Annotated in this window: 20 protein-coding genes; 14 read left to right on the top strand and 6 right to left on the bottom strand. The window is 37.3% G+C overall.

The window, feature by feature from the left end:
• Positions 1-56: 56 nt before the first annotated feature.
• The 3 genes from G6N06_RS01240 to G6N06_RS01230 all read left to right on the top strand — a co-directional run bounded on the left by G6N06_RS01240 (position 57) and on the right by G6N06_RS01230 (position 3,001).
• The gene (locus G6N06_RS01240) at positions 57-917 is read left to right on the top strand and encodes an acyl-CoA thioesterase (RefSeq protein ID WP_163514228.1); all 861 of its coding nucleotides are present in this window, start codon (positions 57-59) and stop codon (positions 915-917) included.
• Between the two features lie 171 nt (positions 918-1,088).
• Positions 1,089-1,775, top strand: a complete 687-nt coding sequence (locus G6N06_RS01235; protein ID WP_163514227.1) for a glycerophosphodiester phosphodiesterase — start codon at positions 1,089-1,091, stop codon at positions 1,773-1,775.
• Positions 1,772-3,001 carry a BaiN/RdsA family NAD(P)/FAD-dependent oxidoreductase gene (locus tag G6N06_RS01230; RefSeq protein WP_163514226.1) on the top strand — a complete coding sequence of 410 codons (1,230 nt, stop codon included), beginning with the start codon at positions 1,772-1,774 and terminating at the stop codon, positions 2,999-3,001. Before G6N06_RS01235 ends, G6N06_RS01230 begins: the two co-directional genes overlap by 4 nt.
• 6 nt (positions 3,002-3,007) lie before the next feature.
• On the opposite strand, the gene G6N06_RS01225 is transcribed toward G6N06_RS01230, so the two are convergent.
• Positions 3,008-5,215 (bottom strand): response regulator, encoded by a 2,208-nt coding sequence (locus tag G6N06_RS01225; protein ID WP_163514225.1) that lies wholly within the window; start codon positions 5,213-5,215, stop codon positions 3,008-3,010.
• Positions 5,216-5,889: 674 nt separating this feature from the next.
• On the opposite strand from G6N06_RS01225, the gene G6N06_RS01220 reads away from it, so the two are divergent.
• The 11 genes from G6N06_RS01220 (at position 5,890) to G6N06_RS01170 (ending at position 15,871) form a co-directional block, all read left to right on the top strand.
• On the top strand, positions 5,890-6,435 hold the full coding sequence (locus tag G6N06_RS01220) for a DUF1697 domain-containing protein (RefSeq protein ID WP_163514224.1): 546 nt from the start codon (positions 5,890-5,892) through the stop codon (positions 6,433-6,435).
• Between the two features lie 77 nt (positions 6,436-6,512).
• Complete coding sequence (locus G6N06_RS01215) at positions 6,513-7,628, top strand: diphosphomevalonate decarboxylase (protein ID WP_163514223.1); 1,116 nt, start codon at positions 6,513-6,515, stop codon at positions 7,626-7,628.
• A gap of 58 nt (positions 7,629-7,686) precedes the next feature.
• Positions 7,687-8,616 (top strand): mevalonate kinase family protein, encoded by a 930-nt coding sequence (locus G6N06_RS01210; protein WP_163514222.1) that lies wholly within the window; start codon positions 7,687-7,689, stop codon positions 8,614-8,616.
• Between the two features lie 60 nt (positions 8,617-8,676).
• Positions 8,677-9,579 (top strand): geranylgeranylglycerol-phosphate geranylgeranyltransferase, encoded by a 903-nt coding sequence (locus G6N06_RS01205; RefSeq protein WP_163514221.1) that lies wholly within the window; start codon positions 8,677-8,679, stop codon positions 9,577-9,579.
• Positions 9,580-9,646: 67 nt separating this feature from the next.
• Positions 9,647-10,558: a pseudouridine synthase gene (locus G6N06_RS01200; RefSeq protein ID WP_163514220.1), complete on the top strand. Its 912-nt coding sequence runs from the start codon at positions 9,647-9,649 to the stop codon at positions 10,556-10,558.
• A gap of 441 nt (positions 10,559-10,999) precedes the next feature.
• Positions 11,000-12,409 carry a type III PLP-dependent enzyme domain-containing protein gene (locus G6N06_RS01195; protein WP_163514219.1) on the top strand — a complete coding sequence of 470 codons (1,410 nt, stop codon included), beginning with the start codon at positions 11,000-11,002 and terminating at the stop codon, positions 12,407-12,409.
• A gap of 72 nt (positions 12,410-12,481) precedes the next feature.
• On the top strand, positions 12,482-13,426 hold the full coding sequence (gene speB, locus G6N06_RS01190) for an agmatinase (protein WP_163514218.1): 945 nt from the start codon (positions 12,482-12,484) through the stop codon (positions 13,424-13,426).
• On the top strand, positions 13,413-14,393 hold the full coding sequence (locus tag G6N06_RS01185) for a deoxyhypusine synthase family protein (RefSeq protein ID WP_163514388.1): 981 nt from the start codon (positions 13,413-13,415) through the stop codon (positions 14,391-14,393). Before speB ends, G6N06_RS01185 begins: the two co-directional genes overlap by 14 nt.
• Positions 14,394-14,395: 2 nt before the next feature.
• Positions 14,396-14,749 (top strand): hypothetical protein, encoded by a 354-nt coding sequence (locus tag G6N06_RS01180; RefSeq protein ID WP_163514217.1) that lies wholly within the window; start codon positions 14,396-14,398, stop codon positions 14,747-14,749.
• Positions 14,750-14,952: 203 nt separating this feature from the next.
• Complete coding sequence (locus tag G6N06_RS01175; protein ID WP_163514216.1) at positions 14,953-15,366, top strand: VOC family protein; 414 nt, start codon at positions 14,953-14,955, stop codon at positions 15,364-15,366.
• A gap of 136 nt (positions 15,367-15,502) precedes the next feature.
• Positions 15,503-15,871, top strand: coding sequence for a hypothetical protein (locus G6N06_RS01170; RefSeq protein ID WP_163514215.1), 369 nt, complete (start codon positions 15,503-15,505; stop codon positions 15,869-15,871).
• 17 nt (positions 15,872-15,888) lie between these two features.
• Here the strand turns inward: G6N06_RS01170 and G6N06_RS01165 are convergent, their stop codons facing one another.
• From G6N06_RS01165 to G6N06_RS01145, 5 genes are all read right to left on the bottom strand, one after another.
• Positions 15,889-17,298: an MptA/MptB family glycosyltransferase gene (locus G6N06_RS01165; protein WP_163514214.1), complete on the bottom strand. Its 1,410-nt coding sequence runs from the start codon at positions 17,296-17,298 to the stop codon at positions 15,889-15,891.
• Positions 17,299-18,027: 729 nt separating this feature from the next.
• Positions 18,028-19,518 (bottom strand): cellulose synthase family protein, encoded by a 1,491-nt coding sequence (locus G6N06_RS01160; protein WP_163514213.1) that lies wholly within the window; start codon positions 19,516-19,518, stop codon positions 18,028-18,030.
• On the bottom strand, positions 19,515-20,207 hold the full coding sequence (locus G6N06_RS01155; RefSeq protein ID WP_163514212.1) for a glycosyltransferase family 2 protein: 693 nt from the start codon (positions 20,205-20,207) through the stop codon (positions 19,515-19,517). Before G6N06_RS01155 ends, G6N06_RS01160 begins: the two co-directional genes overlap by 4 nt.
• A 244-nt stretch (positions 20,208-20,451) precedes the next feature.
• The gene (locus tag G6N06_RS01150; protein ID WP_163514211.1) at positions 20,452-22,050 is read right to left on the bottom strand and encodes a 4Fe-4S binding protein; all 1,599 of its coding nucleotides are present in this window, start codon (positions 22,048-22,050) and stop codon (positions 20,452-20,454) included.
• A 66-nt stretch (positions 22,051-22,116) separates the two neighbouring features.
• The gene (locus G6N06_RS01145) at positions 22,117-23,415 is read right to left on the bottom strand and encodes an NAD(P)/FAD-dependent oxidoreductase (RefSeq protein WP_163514210.1); all 1,299 of its coding nucleotides are present in this window, start codon (positions 23,413-23,415) and stop codon (positions 22,117-22,119) included.
• Positions 23,416-23,433 lie beyond the last annotated feature (18 nt).

The raw sequence follows: 23,433 nt of genomic DNA, 5'->3' as shown, positions 1-23,433 counted from the left end.
GGGGTTTTCATTTTACCTCTATTTGGATACCTTTGAAAAGCTTAAAAAAACATCATATGACCAATGTTCAAGAATTAGTTGAGCTCATTGCTTTAAAGGAAATAACTCCTACCCAGTTTGAAGGTTTTAGTAAATCTGTGGGGAGCCCTAATGTCTTTGGGGGCCAGGTTTTGGCACAGGCACTGAATGCTGCAACAAGAACGATAACCAATAATCGTGTGCTCCATTCAATGCATTCTTATTTTTTGGAAGCGGGTAATTTGGAGTTGCCAATAGTTTATAACGTTAGTATAGTACGGGATGGTGGTAGTTTTTCAGTAAGACGGGTGACCGCTGAACAAAACGGACTGACCATTTTTATCCTTTCCGCCTCTTTTCAGATGGAAGAACAAGGGTATAGTCATCAAATTGAAATGAATAGGTCAGTTAAACAGCCAGAAGAGTTAATGAGTTGGACAGAGATCTTAGAGCAATTTGGGGAGGTTATTCCAAAGAAAACCAAGGGATTTTTAGAGGCTGAGCGTCCTTTTGAATTCAAACCGGTTGAACTTGTAAATCCTTTCAATAAAGTAGACTTGCCAGCATTTAACAATATTTGGTTTAAATTAAAAGGAGATGCGTCACATCTGGATATGGCATTGAAACAGCAAATCCTCACTTATGCTTCAGATTATAACATTTTGGCTGCGGTCATGAATCGTCATGCCAGTAAGGCGCATTGGGGAAACACACAAACGGCGAGCTTGGACCATTCAATGTGGTATTTTAGGGACATTGATTTTGATGATTGGTTGTTGTATGCCATTGAATCGCCAAACGCATCAGGTGCCAGGGGATTTGCACAAGGAAATATCTTTACCAGAGATGGAAAGCTTATCGCTTCAGTGGCACAGGAAGGATTGTTGAGACCGAAATAAACTGAAAAAGACTCAAAATTTCAAATTCAAAAATCCAAAAAGAAAATCGTGAAAAACGAGCTTGCCCGTACGCCAGCTTGTCCGCAGCTTTTGCGAAGGCGGGAAGCTCCTGTGGAGGTGGGAAACAACAGAAACAACAGAAACAACAGAAACAAGAAACATCCATAATTCGTGAATCAACCCTTAAAAATAGGTCATAGAGGTGCCAAAGGATATGTTGCAGAAAACACCTTAGAATCCATTCAAAAAGCATTGAATTTGGGTGTTGATGGTATTGAAATTGACGTCCATTTATGTCAAACAGGAGAGTTAGTGGTGTATCACGATTTTACATTGGAACGATTGACCGATGGGACTGGCGAAATTGCCATGAAATCTCTTGAGGAGCTTAAAGCGCTAAAAATCGTTGGTCAATTTAAAATTCCGACCTTATTGGAGGTTTTAGATCTGATTGATAAAAAATGTATGTTGAATATTGAGCTTAAAGGCGAGGGTACGGCATTCGAAGCCTGTAAAAGCATTCAATTATATACTGAAACAAAAGACTGGAAGATTGATGATTTTATAGTGTCCAGCTTTAACCACGACGAATTGAAAAGTGTTTATAATATCAATAAAAATATTCCTTTGGCAGTATTGACGGAGTCAGATATTGAATCGGCTACCAGCTTTGCCGAATCCATTAAAGCTAAGGCCATTCATCCACATTGTTTTTTATTGGATCAAAGTACGGTGCAACAACTTCAGGAATCAGGGTATAAGGTCAATACCTGGACTGTGAATGACATTGAGGCCATTGCATTGATGAAAACTTATGGGGTAGATGGCATTATTTCTGATTATCCTGATAGATTATGAATGTGAAAGATATCATCATCATTGGAGGAGGAGCTGCGGGTTTTTTTGCAGCGATCAATATTGCAGAACGTCATCCGAATTTAAAAGTTGCCATTCTCGAGCGGGGCAAAGAAGGACTTCAAAAAGTTAAGGTTTCTGGTGGTGGACGTTGCAACGTGACCCACGCCGAATTTGTGCCCTCAGAATTGGTCTTGAATTACCCTCGGGGAGAAAAGGAATTACTGGGTCCTTTTCATCAATTTATGACGGGAGACACCATCGATTGGTTTGAAAAACGAGGTGTGGCACTAAAAATCGAAGACGATGGACGCATGTTTCCTATTACGGATTCGTCTCAAACCATCATCGATTGTTTTTTAAATGAAGCCAAAAAGCATAAGGTTGAGGTGCTCTATAATGAGAGTGTCAAAAAAATAGAACTGTCATCTCCAGATAAGACCAGGGATTTGGATCATAATTTTAATGTAGAAACCCAGTCGGGAGTGTTCTATTGCAAAAAACTGGTTATCGCAACCGGTAGCAATCCTAAAATATGGAAGTTGTTGGAGGATTTGGGACACCGTATTTCGCCAGCTGTTCCGTCGCTTTTCACTTTTAATATCAAAGATGGGCGGATCAAAGATATTCCGGGAGTGGTGGCGCAAAATGTAGAAGTCAAAGTTGTGGGATCCGATTTGTGTTCGGAAGGACCTTTGCTCATTACCCATGTGGGCATGAGTGCTCCTGCCATCTTAAAGCTTTCGGCTTATGGGGCTATTGAACTTGCTAAACGAAATTATAAATTCGAAATCGAAATCAATTTTATCAAACAGTCATTTGAAACGTGTTTGGGAAGTTTAAGGGATATAAAACACAACTTCGCCAAGAAAACCGTGTATAAGTCAGCACAATTTGATTTGCCAAAGCGTCTTTGGCACAAATTGATCCAGGCTTCAGGCATAGATCAGGAAATGCGTTGGGCAGAATTGAATAAACAACAGTTGGAGAATTTGTCCACACAATTGACCCAATCCGTTTTTCAAGTGGATGGGAAAAGCACTTTCAAGGAAGAATTTGTGACCGCAGGAGGCGTTGATTTAAAAGAAGTCAACTTTAAGACCTTTGAAAGCAAGCTTCACAAAAATCTTTATTTTGCAGGTGAGGTCATTAATGTTGATGCCGTGACAGGTGGTTTTAATTTTCAGAATGCTTGGACGGGGGCTTATTTGGTTTCCCAAGCCATTTGAGTAAGTTTATTCTTGAAGTACATGTCCGTATTTTAAAATGATGGACTTGAACTCTTCAAAGTCATATGGTTTGGTTATGACATGATTCATGCCACAAGCCATAGCTTTACTTTGAATTTCGTCAGAATTTAAAGCGGTCAATGCCAAAATTGGAATGTCTGGATTAAACAATCTAATATGTTTTGTGGCTTCATAACCATCCATATCTGGCATGTTAATATCCATTAATACCAAATCAAAATCCTTGTCTTTCACAAGACAAATAGCTTCCCTTCCGTGGCTAGCGGTTTCAGAAAAGCAGCCAGGTATTCTTTCAACATTTTTTTTGGTCACCATTAAATTAATGTTGTTGTCATCTACAATTAGAATCTTGGATGGTGCATCCTCAAATGGTTGGAATTGCGGTTCGTCCTGAATAGTCCCTCCCGCAATTTCGAAGTCAATATCAAAGTAAAAAGTGCTCCCTTCATTTACTTTGGATAAAAATTTAATTTCAGTATTATAGCTTTTGAGCAAGGTTTTGACAATGTAAAGGCCTAAACCTGAACCAGTACTGTTCTTTTCTAAAAACGTTTTGTTTTCGAACGCATTGAAGATGATGTCGCGATGTTTGTTTTGTATTCCAATCCCTGAATCTTTAATCTCAAAGAGTAAATTTACGTGCGTATCGGTTCTTCTTTGCTCAGTGACATTTATGGCCACAAAGCCTTTGGAGGTATACCTAATGGCGTTATAGGTAAGATTGATCAGGATTTGGCTCAGCACGACATTGTCAACCAATAAATTCTCACCCCAATTGGTTTTTTCAATATTGGTGTAAAGTTTCAAGCCTTTTTGATCTGCCGAAATCTTGATGGAACTCGACACCTTCTTGACCAGTTCTAAAATATTAGTAGGTTTTAAATGCAAGCTCTTCTTTTCGAATTTTATGGTAGAAATTTGTAAAACATTATCAATAAGCACAGAAATATAATGGCTGGAAGAAAGGAGTGCATTAAGATATGTTTTCGATTTTTTTGGATCTTCTTCTTGATCAATTAAGGTGGCAAGACCATTGATTCCGTAGATTGGAGTCCTTAGCTCATGGCTTAAAATGGAGAAAAACTCAAGCCGCTCCTTGTCTATGATCATTAATTTTTTATTCGACTCTTTGAGTCGTGAATTGATGGTCTTCATGCGTTTTCTATTATTGTGATAGTAATAGAAGAATACCCCTAATACGGTAAGTAACAAACTCAGTACAATAGTGGCCATTAAAAACGCGTTTGATGAGGCTTTGTGGTGTTCTCTTTTAATGTTGGCAAGTTGTAGTTGCTTTTCAGTAGAGATAATTTTATAGATTAGGTTACCATTTTCTGAAAGCCTGTCCTGGAAGTTCCTAATAGCGATGTATTTTAAAGAATCTGAGATCAGTAAGTACTTATTTGCCGAGTCCAGCTGCTTTTTTCGTTCGTTGAAATATCTGAATTTGTAATAATTTAATGTTGCCATTTGGCTGATTGGCGCAAGGTGCTCTTTTCCATTAACCCGAAATTGTGTGGGGTCAATTTTAAAGAGAAGTTCATAGCCTTTGTCATATTGTTTAAGATTAATCATTGCTACAGATAGATAGTAACGAAAGAGTTCAACTAGTTTTATTTTTTCTTTCTTATCTTTTTCAGTCAAAAAATCATATGTATCTAATTGCTGTAAGGCGATTTCTGAATTGCTTAAGACAATGCCATACTGTTTGAAAAAATAATTTTTTCGAACTTGTGACTCCAAATTATAAAAATAGTTAATGCTATTAAGTTGTTTTGAATGCCTTAATGCTATTGGAATAAGGCTGTCAAACTTTTTATAGTTTTTTCCGTCTACATAAGTTCTTGCCAACATGGCCAATATATCGTCAATTTCCTGCGGTTTCTTAAGTGAATCATAAATCCGATACGCATCCATATAATGCATTGTTGCAGTTTCATGACTTTCAATACTCGAATAAATATGTCCTAAGGTTTGATGTGTATTGGCAAGGGAAAATGGTAATTTATTACTTTTGGCGTAAGCAATATCCTCATTTAACAGCATAGTGGCTTTGTAAATACTGTCTGTAGCACTAATAGGATACTTAGGCTGATCACTTCTGGGATTTTGATCTATGGTTGATTGAGAATAGCCGAAAACAGGAATATGGGTAGTCGCTATTAATATCAAAATTGATTTTAATAAATTCATGATTTGGGGGGAATATGTCTTTGTACTATAAAATTATGCTATAATCTCGACAAAACTACAAATTTTATCGATAACATGTATCAATGTTGTATAGAAATAATACCATTATTGTTTTTGGTTTTTCTTCGACCTTTTACATTTGAAATAAATATATTGGATATATTAAATTGATATTGCAAGGCGAAAAATCTGATCGAGTTGGACCATAAGACCGTTTAGATTTTGGATAAACACCAAAACGTCAAAAACGAACTTTAAAAAACCACATTGCTTATACCTCAGAAGAGATTGCCACCCACTGTAGTCAGGCATCTGAGAAGTATAAAAAAAATGATGGATGAGACGTTGGAACGTCTTAAAAATGGATCTCTAAAAACCTATTCGCTCTAAGAGGTGTTAAAAGAAAATGGTAGATAATCTTCAATTTTATGAAGGTGCCAAACACGAACTCTATCAAGCAAATTATTATTTCGATAACTAAACAAAGGAGATGGGTTTTTGGAACATTTGGAAGATCAAATAGCGATTTTGAATATGCCATTTGCATTTCAAATGAGATATAACGAGGTAAGAATAGTTAATCTTGATGACTTTCAATACACTATTCACTATACGATAAATGGCAATGATATTGTCATTCTGAATATTATAAATCAGGTTCAAGATTTTTAAACATGTCAAAATTCATCGCTCTTTTAAAAGGCATCAACGTAGGCGGGCACAAAAAAGTCGCCATGGCAAACCTGCGACAACTCATGACCAAAGAAGGATTTCAGAATGTTCAGACCTATATCCAAAGTGGGAATATTATTTTTGATTCGTTGCATAATGCAGATGTCATATCGAATAAAATCCAAAAACTTATCCATTCGCATTTCAAATTCGAAGTTTTGGTTATAGTTAAAACACCTCAGGAAATATTGGACATTTTTGAAGCTTGTCCGTTTTCGGTTGAAAAAAAGGAAAAGAGTTATTTTATCATGTTTAACAGTTTGCCCAACAGTGAACTGGTTGAGGAAGTATCCAAGATATCTTATGAACATGAAGAATTCGTCATAAAGAATAAATGCCTCTATTTTTACAACAATGCGGGTTATGGACAGGCAAAATTCAATTGGACTGCTTTTGAACGAAAATTAAAAGTAACAGGAACGGCCAGAAACTATAATACCATGGTACAATTGATAGCATTAACAACCAGCGATAAAAATGACGGTTAGATTTCCTATTTTTGCAGCTTTAAGCATCAATTTTAGATATGTTTTTAAAAAAGACTGTATCAAAATATAAATAACAAATGACCGCACGCGATTTTATACCCCCAGTATATACTACAAATGTAGAAAAAGGAAGTGTGACTTGGGAATCTCCCAGCAATATTGCTTTGGTGAAATATTGGGGCAAGAAAAAGGATCAAATTCCCGAAAATCCTTCTATTAGTTTTACACTGAATCATTGCAAAACTATGACCACACTCGAGTTTTCTAAAAAAGAAGATCTTGAACATTTTGAGTTTGAAGTGTATTTGGATGGTGAAAAAAAAGACGATTTCAAACCTAAAATTCAAACTTTTTTAGAAAGGGTAGAGGTGTATCTGCCGTTTTTAAAACAATATCGATTTATAATTAAAACAGAAAATACTTTTCCCCACAGTTCAGGCATCGCTTCTTCAGCAAGTGGTATGAGCGCTTTGGCCCTGTGTTTAATGAGTGTTGAAAAGCAACTGATAAATTCTGATGTAATTATAAGCGCAGTCGAAGAAGATCTTGATGACGAATATTTCAACCAAAAAGCATCCTTTTTAGCGCGCTTGGGATCAGGAAGTGCGTGCAGAAGTATTGAAGGTGATTTGATAGTTTGGGGAAAAACAAAGTCGATTGAAGGAAGCACAGATTTATTTGGGATAAAATATCCATATAAGGTCCATGAGAATTTTAAAGAGTATCAGGATACGATTTTATTGGTTGATAAAGGAGAGAAGCAGGTGAGCAGTACGGTGGGGCATAATCTAATGCACAACCATCCTTATGCGCAAATTAGATTTGAGCAGGCCCATCAGAATCTTGAATCTCTTAAGGGGATTTTGGAATCAGGTGATTTGGATGCTTTTAACGCTATAGTTGAAAGTGAAGCTTTGACCTTGCACGCGATGATGATGACCAGCATGCCCTATTTTATCTTGATGAAACCCAACACTTTGGAGATTATCAATAAAATATGGGAGTTCAGACAAAAAACAGGGTTACATATCAGTTTTACATTGGATGCGGGAGCTAATGTGCATGTGCTTTATCCAAATAAGGAAAGCCAGGAAATCCTGCAATTTATTCAGAGCGAGTTGGTTGCATATTGTCAGAATGGACATTATATTTGCGACCAAATTGGTTTTGGAGCAAACCAAATACAATTTTAATACGTATATTTGTTGAATATTTTGCATAAACTGCATACTGCGAACTGAAGACTATAATATGAAGGGACCTCTATTTTATTCTAAAATCCTGCTTTTTGGCGAGTATGGTATCATTAAAGACTCCAAAGGTCTGTCTATTCCATACAATTTCTTTAATGGTGCGTTAAAAACTGACGGACTCGATTCTGAAAATGCCATAAAATCCAACAATAATCTCAAGAGATATGTTGAATATCTAAAAAACATCAGTCCTGAATTGGTGACTTTTGATCTGGACGCCCTGGAAAACGATGTAAATGCCGGAATGTATTTCGATTCTTCAATTCCACAAGGTTATGGGGTTGGGAGCAGTGGTGCCCTTGTAGCTGCTATATACGATAAATATGCACACGATAAAATTACCGTTTTAGAAAATTTAACCCGTGAAAAATTATTGGTGCTTAAATCCATTTTCTCTGAAATGGAATCGTTTTTTCATGGTAAATCCTCAGGATTGGATCCGTTGAATAGTTATCTGAGTATTCCTATTTTGATCAACTCAAAGGATAATATCGAAGCAACTGGAATTCCTTCACAAAAGAGTGATGGAAAAGGAGCCGTGTTTTTGTTGGATAGTGGCATGATTGGAGAAACTGCGCCGATGGTCAGTATTTTTATGGAAAACATGAAGCAAGAAGGTTTCAGAAGAATGCTTAAAAACCAATTTATAAAGCATACGGATGCTTGTGTGGACGACTTTTTAAAAGGCGATTTTAAATCGCTGTTTCTCAATACAAAAAAACTTTCAAAAGTGGCCCTGAACCATTTCAAGCCGATGATTCCTCAACAGTTTCATGCGCTTTGGAAAAATGGCCTCGACACCAACGATTATTATTTGAAACTATGTGGTTCTGGTGGTGGAGGTTATATCCTAGGATTTACTGAAGACATTGAAAAGGCGAGGCAGTCACTTAAAGATTACAAACTAGAAGTAGTTTATAATTTTTAAACTCATGTTCTTTCGAGACTTCTGGTGCTGCTCTTACCAAATTGCTCTAAACATATGTTTATGCTGACCAGAAAACAAAAACACCTGCTGCTCAAGTTTTTTAGCATGTTTTCTGTCATAAGGGGCTACAATATTTTAATTATTGTCATTGCCCAATACTTGGCATCCATTTATATTTTGGCGCCCGATTGGCCTTTGCGGGAAGTAGTGCTCGATTTGAATCTGTTTATGTTGGTTCTCTCGTCGGCCTTTACCATTGCAGGAGGCTATATCATCAATAATTTCTACGATTCGGAAAAGGATCTGATCAATCGTCCCAATAAATCCATGTTGGATAGATTGGTGAGCCAGAACACAAAGTTGTCGTTTTATTTTGTGCTTAATTTCTTGTCGGTAGTGATGGCCAGTTATGTGTCATTCAATGCCGTCATTTTCTTTTCATTATATATTTTCGGAATCTGGCTGTATTCACATAAATTGAAAAGATTGCCCTTTATTGGAAATCTAACCTCCGCTATTTTAACGATCACACCTTTTTTTGCAATCTTTATTTATTACAAAAATTTTGAAACCGTGATATTTTTTCATGCGATGTTCTTATTCTTAATAATTTCAATGCGGGAGTTAACAAAGGATCTGGAGAACATAAAAGGAGATCTCGCCCAAAATTATCATACCATTCCAGTGGTTTATGGAGAGCATGTGTCAAAAGCGATGTTGACTTCCCTGGCACTTTTTACCTTAATACCAAGTCTCTTGCTCATCGCTTATTTTGATATTGGCCACATGAACTATTTCTTTTATTTTAGTACGTTCTTGCTCCTTGCATTCATTGTATTGTTATGGAGGTCAAAGACAAAATTACATTATCTTGTACTGCACAACATTCTAAAATTTATCATAGTTGCCGGGGTTTTTAGCATTGTATTGATCAATGTTGATGTAGTGTTGAATAGGATTTAGGAAATTCGTAAATTGAATGCTCTGAAATAGAGATATATTAAAGTATCTTTGCCTAAAATTTCAAGTCATGAGTAGACATCAAGGGAGTAGTGGAAAAGGAAAGTCATCAGGGAGAGGTCAGGATAAAAACAATGGATCAACTTCAGGTAGAGGGCGTGACCATGCTAAAGGCAAGAGTTTTTCTAGAGGAAATGCCCCCATGAGAAAAGTTACCAAAGATATTTCGAAACCAGCTCCAGATAAAAAAGCATCGGTTAAAAAGTCTAAACCAGACGAAATAAGGCTTAATAAATTCATTGCCAATTCTGGTATTTGTTCTCGTCGTGATGCTGATATGCACATCGCTACAGGAAGTGTGACCGTTAACGGAAAGATTATTACCGAAATGGGATATAAGGTCAGGTTAGACGATGATGTCCGTTTTGATGGGGCACGTATCAATCCTGAGAAAAAGGCCTACGTTTTACTCAACAAACCGAAAGGTTTTGCAACGACAACAAGCGAAGGAAAAGGTAGGACAGTAATGGATTTGGTAGCTAATGCTACGACTTCACGCATAAAGCCTATCGGGCGTTTGGGTAGAAATTCGTTGGGGTTGATCTTGTTTACCAACGATGAGGCGTTGATGGAAAAGTTTACCAACTCCAAAAATGGTGTTCCACGTTTGTTTCAAATTGAATTGGACAAAAATCTAAAGTTTGAAGACCTCAAGAAAATCCAGGACGGATTGAAAATTGATGGTAAGTTGGTGACGGTTGAGGAAATCAGTTATGTTGTTGGCGAATCAAAAAACCAAATTGGTCTAAAAATAAAAAACACCGGAAGTAGCATTATACGTTCCATCTTTGACCATTTAAAATATGATATTATTAAAATTGATTGTGTGGCCATTGCAGGCTTAACAAAAAAAGATATACCCCGTGGGCATTGGAAACATCTTACGGAGCAGGAAGTCAACACGCTGAAGATGCTGTCTTGATATGCGATTCAGGTTTCAAGTTTCCAAGTTCTAAGCTCCAAGCTTTCAGCGTCCAAATGCTACTGAGGGGCAAGAGATTGCTCTAAACATCTTAATAATCCAACTAAGTCTAACGACGTCAAAAGCTTCATTCATATTTTTTAGTCATTGCATCTTGTTTTATAGAAATTTTATAGTTCTTTTGCACTTTATTTAGCTGAACCCTTGAACCGTGTTTCTATGTTTGGGCTTTTGGATTTTAAGAAGTCATTTCCAAAAGCAACTTATCAGATAAGTCACCAAATTTTAAAGCGTACTTCTAAATTATCTGAATGGAAACACCTTATTATCGTGTCTATTCCATCGCATCAACAGATCCAAGTTTGATACTTTCATTATTTATCAGGAATTTATTACTCTAATTGAATTTTTTTTCAGATTTTTAAACCTTAATAAAGCATAATGAATACAAAATATATTGATCTCATCAATCAAACTTTTTATTTTCCACAAGATGAATTTAAGCTGGAAGACAAGACTCTCCATTTTCATGATATAGATTTAATGCAATTGGTTGAAGATTATGGTACCCCTTTAAAGTTTACCTATCTCCCCCAGATTTCAAATAATATTGGTCGTGCCAAGGATTGGTTTGCCAAAGCTATTAAGAAACACAAATATAAAGGCAAATACCATTATTGCTATTGTACCAAAAGTTCGCATTTTAAACATGTATTGAATGAAGCCTTAAAAAACGATGTTCATATTGAAACCTCCTCGGCTTTTGATATTGACATTGTCGAAAAACTTAAAGAGGAAGGTAAGATTAACAACAAGACCTATGTTATCAGTAACGGATTCAAGCGTGCTCAGTATATCACCAATATTGCACGTCTGATCAACAACGGTCACAAGAACTGTATTCCGATTATTGATAATTATGAAGAAATTGATTTGCTTTCACAGGAAATCAAAGGCAAGTTCAACATTGGTATCCGGATAGCTTCGGAGGAAGAACCGAAATTTGAGTTTTACACCTCCCGGTTGGGCATAGGCTACAAAAACATTTTACCATTTTATAGAAACCAGATCAAGGACAATAAGAAGGTGAAACTGAAAATGTTGCACTTTTTCATCAATACAGGCATCCGTGACAATGCTTATTATTGGAATGAGTTTTCTAAATGTTTGAAAGTGTATGCCAATTTAAAGCGTATTTGTCCGTCTTTGGACAGTTTGAACATCGGTGGTGGATTTCCAATTAAGAATTCATTGGCCTTTGATTTTGATTATGAATATATGGTGGACGAAATCATTAATCAAATCCAGGAATTCTGTGAGCAGGAAGAAGTAGAGGTGCCAAATATCTTTACAGAGTTTGGAAGCTTTACGGTTGGTGAAAGTGGTGGCGCTATCTATGAAGTGCTTTATCAAAAACAACAGAACGATAGGGAAAAGTGGAATATGATCAATTCATCGTTCATCACGACGCTCCCTGACACTTGGGCCATCAATAAACGTTTTGTGATGTTGCCAATCAACCGTTGGTACGATACTTACGAAAGAGTACTTTTGGGTGGCTTGACCTGTGACAGTGATGATTATTACAACAGTGAACAGCATATGAACGCTATTTACCTTCCTAAATATAATAAGGAAAAACCTTTGTATCTTGGGTTTTTCAATACGGGCGCCTATCAGGAAACTATAGGTGGATTTGGTGGATTGCAGCATTGTTTAATACCTTCGCCAAAACATATTCTGATTGATAAGGATGAAAATGGTAAGTTAACGACCAGAATCTTTGCGGAGCAGCAAAAAAGTGAAGACTTACTAGATATTTTAGGTTATAATGACACGAGCGAAAGCTAATAGTTTCTGAAAAACTAAAACATAATATGACTAATTGCCTTTTACCTTTAAAATTATAATAATTATTGCAAAATGAACAGTAATATAACGTATGCAGGAATACCAGAGGAATATTCCAAATTAGAAACTGCTAAAGTCGTACTGATACCTGTGCCTTACGATGGCACAAGTACATGGCAGAAAGGTGCAGACAAAGGCCCGAAAGCTTTTTTGGATGCTTCTGAAAACATGGAACTTTATGATATTGAAACGGAAACTGAAGTTTACAAACAAGGCGTTTATCTTGCAGATGCCGTGACTGAAAATTCATCTCCTGAAAAGATGGTGGATGCGGTGCACCAAACTGTAAAAAAATATATCAAGCGCAATAAGTTTGTAACCGCTTTTGGTGGAGAACATTCAATTTCTATTGGTACCATTCGCGCTTTTAATGAATGTTTTGATAACTTGACTGTACTTCAAATTGATGCACATGCCGATTTGCGTAAAGAATATCAAGGCAGCAAATGCAATCATGCCTGTGCTGTATATGAAGCAAGTCAAAACACCAATTTGATTCAAGTAGGCATTCGCAGTATGGATGCTATTGAAACCACTGTGATGGACAAAGAGAAAACCTATTTTGCCCATGACATGGTCAATGATGAGTTCTGGATGGACAGCGCTATTGATCAAATGACGGACAATGTGTTTATCACCATAGACTTGGATGCTTTTGATCCATCCATCATGCCATCAACCGGAACTCCTGAACCGGGAGGTCTGTTTTGGTACGAGACCTTGGATTTTTTAAGAAAAGTATTTGAAGAAAAAAATGTGGTAGGATTTGACATCGTTGAGCTTTGTCCAGATCCAAAGGAAAAATCTTCCGACTTTTTGGCTGCCAAATTGTATTATAAAATGTTAACTTATAAATTCTTGGACGATAATGTAGAAGATGGTTACGAAAGTAATTTTAATGAAACAGGTTCAAGCACAAACAAATTTTCTAAATTCGATAATGATGACGACGACTAACAAAGGAGAAATTTCTAAATTTATTGAAAAATACTATCTTCATTTCAACGCTGCGGCATTGGTAGATGCTGCCAAAGGATATGAGGCCCAATTGGCAAAAGGTTCCAAAATGTTGGTGTCTTTGGCAGGAGCAATGAGTACCGCGGAGATAGGTAAGATATTTGCTGAAATGATCCGCCAAGATAAAGTTCAGATAATTTCAAGTACAGGTGCCAACCTTGAAGAGGACATCATGAATTTGGTGGCGCATTCACATTACAAGCGTGTACCAAACTATCGCGATTTGACTCCACAAGATGAGTGGGATTTGATGGAGAAAGGTTTGAATAGGGTTACAGATACATGTATTCCTGAAGAAGAGGCTTTCAGACGTTTACAGAAGCATATTTTTAAAATTTGGAAAGATGCCGAAGATAAGGGAGAGCGTTTTTTTCCACACGAATTTATGTACAAAATGTTATTGAGCGGTGTGCTTGAGCAATACTATGAAATTGACATAAAAAATTCTTGGATGTTTGCGGCAGCAGAGAAAAATTTACCTATAATTGTACCAGGTTGGGAAGATAGTACTATGGGTAATATTTTTGCCAGCTACGTTCTAAAAGGAGAATTGAAAGCCAGTACCATGAAATCTGGGATAGAATATATGACATTCTTAGCAGATTGGTACACTGAAAATTCTCAAAACGGTATTGGATTCTTCCAGATTGGTGGTGGCATTGCGGGAGACTTCCCAATATGCGTGGTGCCAATGTTGTACCAGGATATGGAGCGAACAGATACGCCATTTTGGAGCTATTTCTGTCAGATCAGTGATTCTACAACAAGCTATGGATCGTATTCAGGAGCCGTACCCAATGAAAAAATAACCTGGGGTAAATTAAATATCGATACCCCAAAATTTATAATAGAAAGTGATGCTACTATTGTTGCACCACTTATATTTGCCTATATATTAGACATGTAATTATGAGTAACAAAAGAGACAATCTAAAACGCGTAATCGTCGATTTTAAAAAATTGACACCAGAAATTCTCTCTTTGTTGGTTGAAAAGTATCCTGATGGTTATGATGACGATAATATCATAACATTTAAGAACGCCAACAACGAAATCGTAGAAGCTGTGGAGGTGACAACAAGCGATACCAAGTATTTGGTGAAAGTGAGCACCAAGCTGCAGTTGACCATGGAAAACTACGATGAAGATGATTATGAAGAGTTTGCAGAGGATGATCCAGACGCAGTACAAGACCCTGAGCTTGGTGAAGACGATCCGGATTTGGAAATGGACGATGTGGATTTAGATGATGACTTAGACTAGTTGTAGATTAAAATACAAGCACATGAACTATTTCCATAGATCATGATACTATATTGACTTAAAAGTTGCCTTAACGGGCAACTTTTTTTATGCGCAACATTAAGATGTAATCGAAAAAATTTGAGTGAAACATTATCACGTGTCAAAAAATAACGTAACTTTAACATACACGCTATTAATAATCAGGTGAAAACAAACTACTTATGGCAACACAATTTCATCTCGCCTTACCTTGTGTAAGCATAAATAAAACGCGATTGTTTTACAAAGATATGCTTGGAGCAGAAATTGGACGCTCCTCTGTAAAATGGGCAGATATCAATTTATTTGGAAATCAAATTACATTTACCGAATGTGGGCCTTTTAAATTTGAATCTAAAAGTTATAATTTTAATGGCGATATTTTGCCTTCTTTCCATTTTGGTGTGATATTGAAAAAAGAAGAATGGGACAATATGCTTGAGGCGTTGAAATCTAAAAATGCCTCCATCGTTTCTCAGGTGAAGTTTTTGGAAAACAAAACAGGAGAGCATCAGTCATTCTTTGTCAAGGACCCAAATGATTTTACGGTAGAATTTAAATGTTTTACCAAGTCATCAGATATTTTCAACGGTTAATTAGTCCATTCCTATAGGCGTTATTCTCAATTGATGTCCACGTGCAGACTTCGTCAGGATGAGGTTGCTAAAAGTCCGGACTTGATGTGGCAAACTTCCGAAACTTCAAGAGTTACTATCCTAAATTGAAAATATTATGAAAACAAAATTTATATTGGCACTACCTGTTTTATGCCTTTTTCTATTGTCCGCTACACCTTTCCCCTTAAACACCTCAGTTTCTTATTTCACCTCTCAAGATCTAAAAATAGATGGCGTTTATGATGGCAATGAAGGCTATGGATATAATTTTATTACAACACGAAAAGATGACGGCTCAGAATTTACCATGACCTTTCAAAAGATTGAGGAAGCGGTCCTAAAGGAATTTGATCTGGATGCTGAATTATTTTTAAATCAGAAATTTGAGGTGACCTATACCGTAAAAACGGTGGTAACAAAAGATGAAAATGGGTTTGAAGATGAGGTCGAGGTTTATACCATAACACATCTAAAAACACTGTGACAAAAGCGTTGCTAAATTTAAAAGACTGCCTTTTGGTGGTCTTTTTTTATGAAAACTTCCCAAATGAATACGGAATACACAATCAGATATTCCAGTCCGACGATCCATAGGTTTTCTGCGTTTTGTGTATTGACATAGGCCAAATAGCTAAGAATAATCATGAATGACCACACCAAGGGAAATTTGAAACTGGTAAATACAGATAAGATGACCAAAGTAGCCAAATACCAGGGATGGATGGTAGTAGAAATGAAATAATAAATACTTGCCGCAAAAAGCATGCTTACTAGGAGTTGTTTCGTGCTTGTATTTTTTCTGAAAAAAGTTAACATTAGAAGTGAGACAACGGTTATAATTGGAATAAATTTACCAATTATGGCAATTTCGTTGTAGCCTGTAATCGTGTATCCAATCTCTCGTGCAATATAATAGAGACTTGCGTTGAATTCGAACCTGCTGAACCAAAGTCCCACGGTTTCTGCATAATTATGTATAAAGTCTGAAGAATAGAATGGTGCAAATAAAACTAAGGTAGTGATGCCTATGATACCATAAAAGCCTATAAGTTTTCCAAAGTTTAGTGGTGAGGTGGTGGAGCCTTGATTTGTTGAGTTTGTGATGTCTATGGCCGTGTTGTTCTTGGTAAAATACTGAAAAAATAGCGGAAGGAACAATAGCGGGATCAATTTTACGGATACAGATAGCGCAAAGATGATTGCGGCAGTCTTCCATTTTCCCAAATGCAAGAGATATAGGCTTAAGATAAGAAAGAATATCATAATGCCTTCAAAATGTAAACTTCCGGTCAGTTCAATGATGATAAATGGATTAAGGATGTACCAGAAAATATTGTGCGCAGGCATTTTCAGACGCTGTAGAAGCTTCGTTCCAACATATAGCGTTCCTATATCTGCCACAATAATAAAGATCCTAAAAACGAGGGCTGAGCCTAGAATGCTCTTTCCGGAGAAAAGCGCGGCAATCATAAAAATGAATTGTTTTACAGGTGGATAATTGGTAAAGTGGCTCGCATTAAGTGTACCCATGCCCTGATAAAGTTCTTGGGCCTGCGCGATTGGAAATTTACCAATACTTATAAATGATTCTGGGGTAAAGAGATAAGGATTAAAGCCTTCGATGATCATGCGTCCGTCCCAAATAAAGCGATAGAAATCTTGCGAGAGATTTGGGGTTGCCACTAGAAAGACGACTCTAAGAAAGATGGCGAAGATTGCCAAAAGTCTAAAGTTTTCTGAATGTTTGTTTATCAACCGATAGAATAAAACAAACAGAAGTGTGTATAATACGATGAGTTTGGTGTATTCTGTTCTCACCAAATCATAGGCAAATATGGCGTAAAGAATAGCACTTACAAGTGCTAAAAGAATGGGCGACCTATTTAATCTTAGAACTGCTGGATTGAACATTAAGCGCTATAAAAAGTCCGTCTTCAACAAGGAAGATCTGGATTTGGTTGACGTTGCAAGATAAGCTGTTTATTTTGATGTCATATAAAAAGATCTGAAGGGTTTTTACTTTGACGACATCGATTTTCTTTTATTTTATTGGTCTCAAATAACGTTAAGACTTAATACATAAGTGCAACTAACTTTAGCTTTTAAAAATTTAGACATGTTCCAAAGCTACTGGAATCACGAATTTCACGGATTCTTTCCCGGAAAGTTGTAAAAAGTATTATGCTAACTATTTTACGAACCTGACTGCCGCCAGGCAGGTGCAACAGACTTTCAGTCTGTTTTTAAAACTCCAACCAGAACGTTTTTTGGACTGGTATGGCAGTTTAGTCTGTAGTAGTTTAGTTTGAGACAATACCGAAACAGTATTATTCAGACCGATTTTAAATTTTAAAGCCCCCATAAACAGGGCTTAATGTTTTTAATCTTGGTTCTTTCTTCTATTAGTGCAGCGGTCTTGGTTCCTTTTTCGGAGAATATTTATTTTAAGCTTATAATTTTGTTGACCGGCGAATTTGCGTTAGCGATAGAAACGGCATCCTTTTTATGCCAGTGGCTGACCGTAGGAATGCCGCTGGTGTAAAAAGATATAGTGGATAGCGCGACCTGAGGCCCAGCCTGATTTTGTTGGTTATGTGGCTAGTGTTTTGGCCGAAAGGGAACGCCCAAATGAAAATCCAACTATACCTTAGAGGTCAGTGATTGGAAGAACACATACCCGAACCCTACAAAAAGCATGAGGTGGAATGGGAAGAGACCAAAATCTCCGCCCTGATCGCCAATAGCAAAGGCTAGGTAAAGACCAAATCCGAAATAAAGCATCAGTGCACCTTCAAAAATGACGTTCATGGAAACTTTCTTGCGTAGATATTTATTGCCTTTCCAGCTATCTTTTAAGGAGCTGATATTAAACTTAGGCGTCCTGATGAATTCACTTCGCTTTCCAATATGCCCTTCAATAACGGCAATGGAATTATGGAGTGAAAAACCCATGGCAATGGAGAAAAACGTAAAAAACAAAAACACATAGCTGAAGAAGTTTTTAAAACCGGCGCCATAGATCTCCCGGTACATCATCCAATAGCACACAAAAAAGATGATGGTGCTCATTACGAAAAAGCTCATAAAATAAAAATAGAACCTCAAATGAGCATATTCATTTTTGATATACAGCATTGGAATGCTTAGTATGGCAACCAAAAAAACATTCAAAAACATGGTGCTGTTCAATAGATGCAACAGACCGTGAAGTTTGGTTTTTAGTGAAATGTTTTTGGAGGTCAAGACACGCCACATCATTTTTCTGAAATTCTCAGCACCACCTTTGTTCCATCGGAATTGCTGTGAACGTGCTGCACTAATGACCACGGGCAATTCGGCAGGCGTTTCAACATCTTCCAAATATTTGAATTTCCAGTTTTTAAGTTGTGCTCTATAGCTTAAATCCAAATCTTCCGTAAGTGTATCGCCTTCCCAGTTCCCGGCATCCAGGATGCAAGCTTTGCGCCATACGCCAGCGGTACCGTTGAAATTGATGAAATGGCCCTTACTGTTTCTACCGACCTGCTCCAGTGTAAAATGGGCATCTAAAGCAAAAGCTTGAATTTTTGTTAGTACCGAGTAATTTCTATTGATATGTCCCCAGCGGGTTTGGACCACGCCGATATGTTCATCCTTAAAATAAGGGATGGTTTGTTTTAGCCAGTTTGGTTTGGGTAGAAAGTCGGCGTCAAAAATGGCAATATATTCACCCTTTGCGATTTTTAAACCTTCTTTTAAAGCGCCTGCCTTAAATCCACTGCGATCGGTTCTTCGGATATGTTGGATATCCAAACCTGTCTTTTTTAGCTTTTCAACGTGTTCGGCGGTAGTTATAACGGTTTCATCAGTAGAATCGTCAAGAACTTGAATCTCCAATTTATCTTTAGGATAGTCCATTAAGGCGATGTTGTCCAAAAGTCGCTCCATAACGTACATTTCGTTATAAACCGGGAGCTGAATGGTCACAAATGGCACTTCTTCCGGATTGGATAAATCAAAAACTTCCGAGGTATCCTTGTTTTTTTTTGCAGATAAATAATTGAATAACAGATTGAGTTGCGCTAGCGCATATAATAAAATAAGGAGTAGAGCAATGGTGTAAACAACTATGATTAAGGTTTCTAGAATCATTTCTTAAAACTATATTTAAAAACCCAACCTAGGATTTTTACGCCCGCAAAGATAGTACCTTTTATGGTTCCTGATACTTTTGAGACCCCAATTCTTTTTTTATATTTTACAGGAATCTCAATATAGGTCAAATTTTGTTTTAAAGCTTTTAATTGCATTTCAATGGTCCATCCATAAGTTTTGTCCTGCATCTTCAAATCTAGGAGTTTTTGATATTTTATAGCTCTAAATGGACCGAGATCGGTAAAATTTGCGCCAAATAGAACACGCATTAAAAAGGTGGCCAACCAGTTTCCAAAATGCTGTTGTGGAGTCATGGACCCTTTTTCCTGTAAGCGCTTGACTCTTGAACCTATTACAAAATCGATGTTATCTTCAAGTATCGGCGCGACTATTTTCGTTAATTCTTCTGGGTAATCGCTATAATCACCATCCATAAAAACGATGATTTCAGGTTTCTCAGACAGGGTGGAAATATACTCCATTCCCTTTAGGCAGGCATAGCCGTAGCCCATTTGAGATTCGGTTAAAACGGTTGCTCCCGCGTTTTGGGCAACTTCAGCAGTTTTGTCGGTAGAATTGTTGTTGACGACAATGACTTCATTGACAACAGATGGGATCTCGTTGATAACCAGACCAATGGATTCTGCTTCGTTATATGCGGGGATGATGACTTTGATGTTGGGCATTTGACGTTTTAAAGTTGGGGCAAAAGTAAGAATAGTTTATTGAAATTGGGTATAAAGGTTACACAGAGGAACGCAGAGTTTTGCACAGAGACTCACAGAGGTTTTATTGGAGTGACAATGAGAATCTTGTAAGAAGGCAATAACGAATATCAAACTGAAAACTGAGACTGAACATGGGACTGAAACTGCCTGCCCGTCCGCAGCTATTACGGAGGCGGGAGTACTGCCAACTGAGGACTGAAAACTATCTCTGATTCACCAAATCCATCAAATCCACATCATTCCCCAATAAAACATCATTGCTGTTGATTCGTCCTTTTAAGGAGTCGTTTTCCAATTTCAGAACACCTCTTGGGCAAACCGCGGCGCAAATACCACAACCTACACAACTGCTTCTAACAATGTTTTCTCCTTTTTGGGCGTATGCTCTAACGTCAATGCCCATTTCACAATAGGTAGAACAATTGCCACAAGAAATACATTGTCCACCATTGGTCGTAATCCTAAATCTTGAAAACAAACGCTGCTGGAATCCTAAGACTGCAGCCATCGGACAACCAAATCGGCACCAAACGCGGTTTCCAAAAATAGGATAGAAGCCTACGCCAATCACCCCTGAAAATATCGCACCGATTAAAAACCCGTAGGAGGATTGAAGAAAATAAGTATTGAATAAAAATACATGTTTGGTGCCGCTAAAATAATGCATGCCTATGATCGCCATGATGATTACAAAATATCCAATGGCACCATATTGCGCGTCCTTAGCCAATTCTTTACGCTTAAAAATCATGACCAATGCAAATACGAATGTTAATAGACCGGCGACGCTAAGGAGAAAAACATCTTTTGTCAACCAATACTTACTGGAATCATTACCTAAATAGGAATAGATCACTGCGGTAGTCATCAGGGTTACAAAAACCACGACACTATGGACCACCCAACGTTCAATTTTCCAAGCCACTTGAGTTTTGTCACTCAGGTGTCTGAAGGGGTCTCCAGCAGTTTCCGCAAGTCCACCACACCCACAAACCCAAGAGCAGTACCAACGTTTTCCGTATTTATAGGTCAAAATAGGTGTAATGACGAATATGGAAACGATTCCAAAAATCAATAATGCTAATCCGATATCGCCCGCCTCAATCATCGAATCCACGCGGTATTTGTCAAAATTATAATAGTTAAGCGGCCAAATATTTTTTAAGTCGTAATACGGTAGACTGAACGTATCTGAATTTAGTCGCGCCATAAACTCGGGGATCAAAAAAGCAAATGCCAATTGAAAGAACATCACAGATACCGTTCTTAATTGCTCGTATCTATTATGACGGTATTTCAGCATAAACTTATAGCCAAAAACTAAAATGGCAACCGTATAGAGTGTGCCATAAACAAACCATTGGCTTGCCGGTCCGCCGTTCAAGAATCGGCTTAAAGGATCAAATAGTGCCACCAATCCGCTATTCGCTTCACCTTTAGCTGCCAATCCAAGCCATTCGGCTTTAAAATAGAGGACGATATAAAATAGCGTGAGTACAATGCCCAATATCCATCCCCAAAAACCTCGTGATGCAATGGATTTAAACCAGACACCGTCATTTTGAATCCCTGCTTGTTTTGTTAGATAGGCGTTGTTTGAAAATATGATGGTTCCTACAGTAATCATAACCAACGATAAGGATAGGAACAGAGTTTTATTGGGGAAATCGACATTGAAAAAGGCCAATATCATAATAAAAAGACCGATAACTCCAATGGCGACTCCAAATTTTTGCGTTTTGGAAAGTGCTTGCGAATCGGGTTTGGCAAGAGACATGCTCGGATTTAATTTATTGCTCATGATTGATTTTTTATAGGTTAGACCTGTCAGGTTTTTTAAAACCTGACAGGTCTTGATATAATAGCATTAGATCATTTTAAACTGTACAGAATAGCTGTTTAGAATCTCAGATTCGAAAGTTTTATAAAATTCAGGATCGAAATTGGCTTCCCTCAGGTGTTCCATGACATAATCTGCTGAACGTTTTTCGGTCAGCCATCGGTCGAAAATGTCGTGTTTCATTCGGATGCCGAAGGTGTTGATGCCTAAAAACTGATTGGAGTTTTTTTCATATTCTATGGTAATGCATTTGCTGTCGTCTTCATGTTTCCAATGAAAATGTTTATTGCTTTCTTTTGGTTCCGGAAAAACCCAACCGTAGGTTTGATATTCGATATTAAAAAACTTAGCAGAATTGAACCAATGTCCAGGATTATATTTCATCTTATTGCCGCAAATGGTTTGGGCCACTGTTTCGCCCATCATTCTACCCGTGTACCAAACTGCTTCAATGGCTTTTCTATGACCAATAGGCTCACGCTGTTGGGCACAATCGCCAATGGCATAGACATTTTCTATATTAGTTTCCAAAAAACGATTGACCAAAACTCCTTGGTCAGTTTCAATATTGGTTTGTTTGATCATATCGATATTTGGAGAAACACCGGGAGTCAACCCAACCAGATTACATTTAATAACTTCACCCGTTTCTTCAATAATCACGGCATTTACACGTCCATTGTCGTCCGATTGAATTTCTTTTAGATTCGATTTTAATCGCAGATCAATTCCGTGGCTTAATATATGTCGGCTGATCATTTTAGCATCGCCAACAGGCAAAACATTATCCCAAAAATGATCTTCACGGACTAAAAAAGTAACTGGAATTTTTCGGGTGTGCAACATTTCGGCCAATTCCACACCAATCAAGCCGCCACCAACGATTACGGCATGTTTACAAACTTCTTTATTGGGGGCGAGTGTTTCCAGCAAGTCCACATCCTGCTTGCTGTACAGACCTAAAACACCTTCCAGATCCTGACCTTTCCAGCCAAATTTGTTGGATTTGCTACCCGTGGAAATTATTAATTTATCATATTGGAGCGTGTCGCCATTCTCAAAATATAAGGTGTTGCTTTTTGTTTCAATGTTTTTAACAAAGCCAAATATTAGATTGATCCGATTTTTTTTCCAAAACCAATCCTCATAAGGCTTGGTATGCTCGTATTTCATATGTCCCATATAAATATACATAAGAGCTGTACGTGAAAAGAAATGTTCAGTTTCGGCAGAAATTATGGTGATTTTATGATTGGAAAGTTTTCGAATATGTCTAGCTGCAGTAACGCCAGAAATACCATTTCCGATGATGACGATATGTTCCATTTTGAGCCTTTAGAAATA

Origin of the sequence: Gelidibacter japonicus, assembly GCF_010725055.1 — a bacterium.
Lineage (GTDB): Bacteria > Bacteroidota > Bacteroidia > Flavobacteriales > Flavobacteriaceae > Gelidibacter > Gelidibacter japonicus.
Note: the sequence above shows the minus strand (reverse complement) of the source record. Positions and strands in the feature narration are given on the sequence as shown.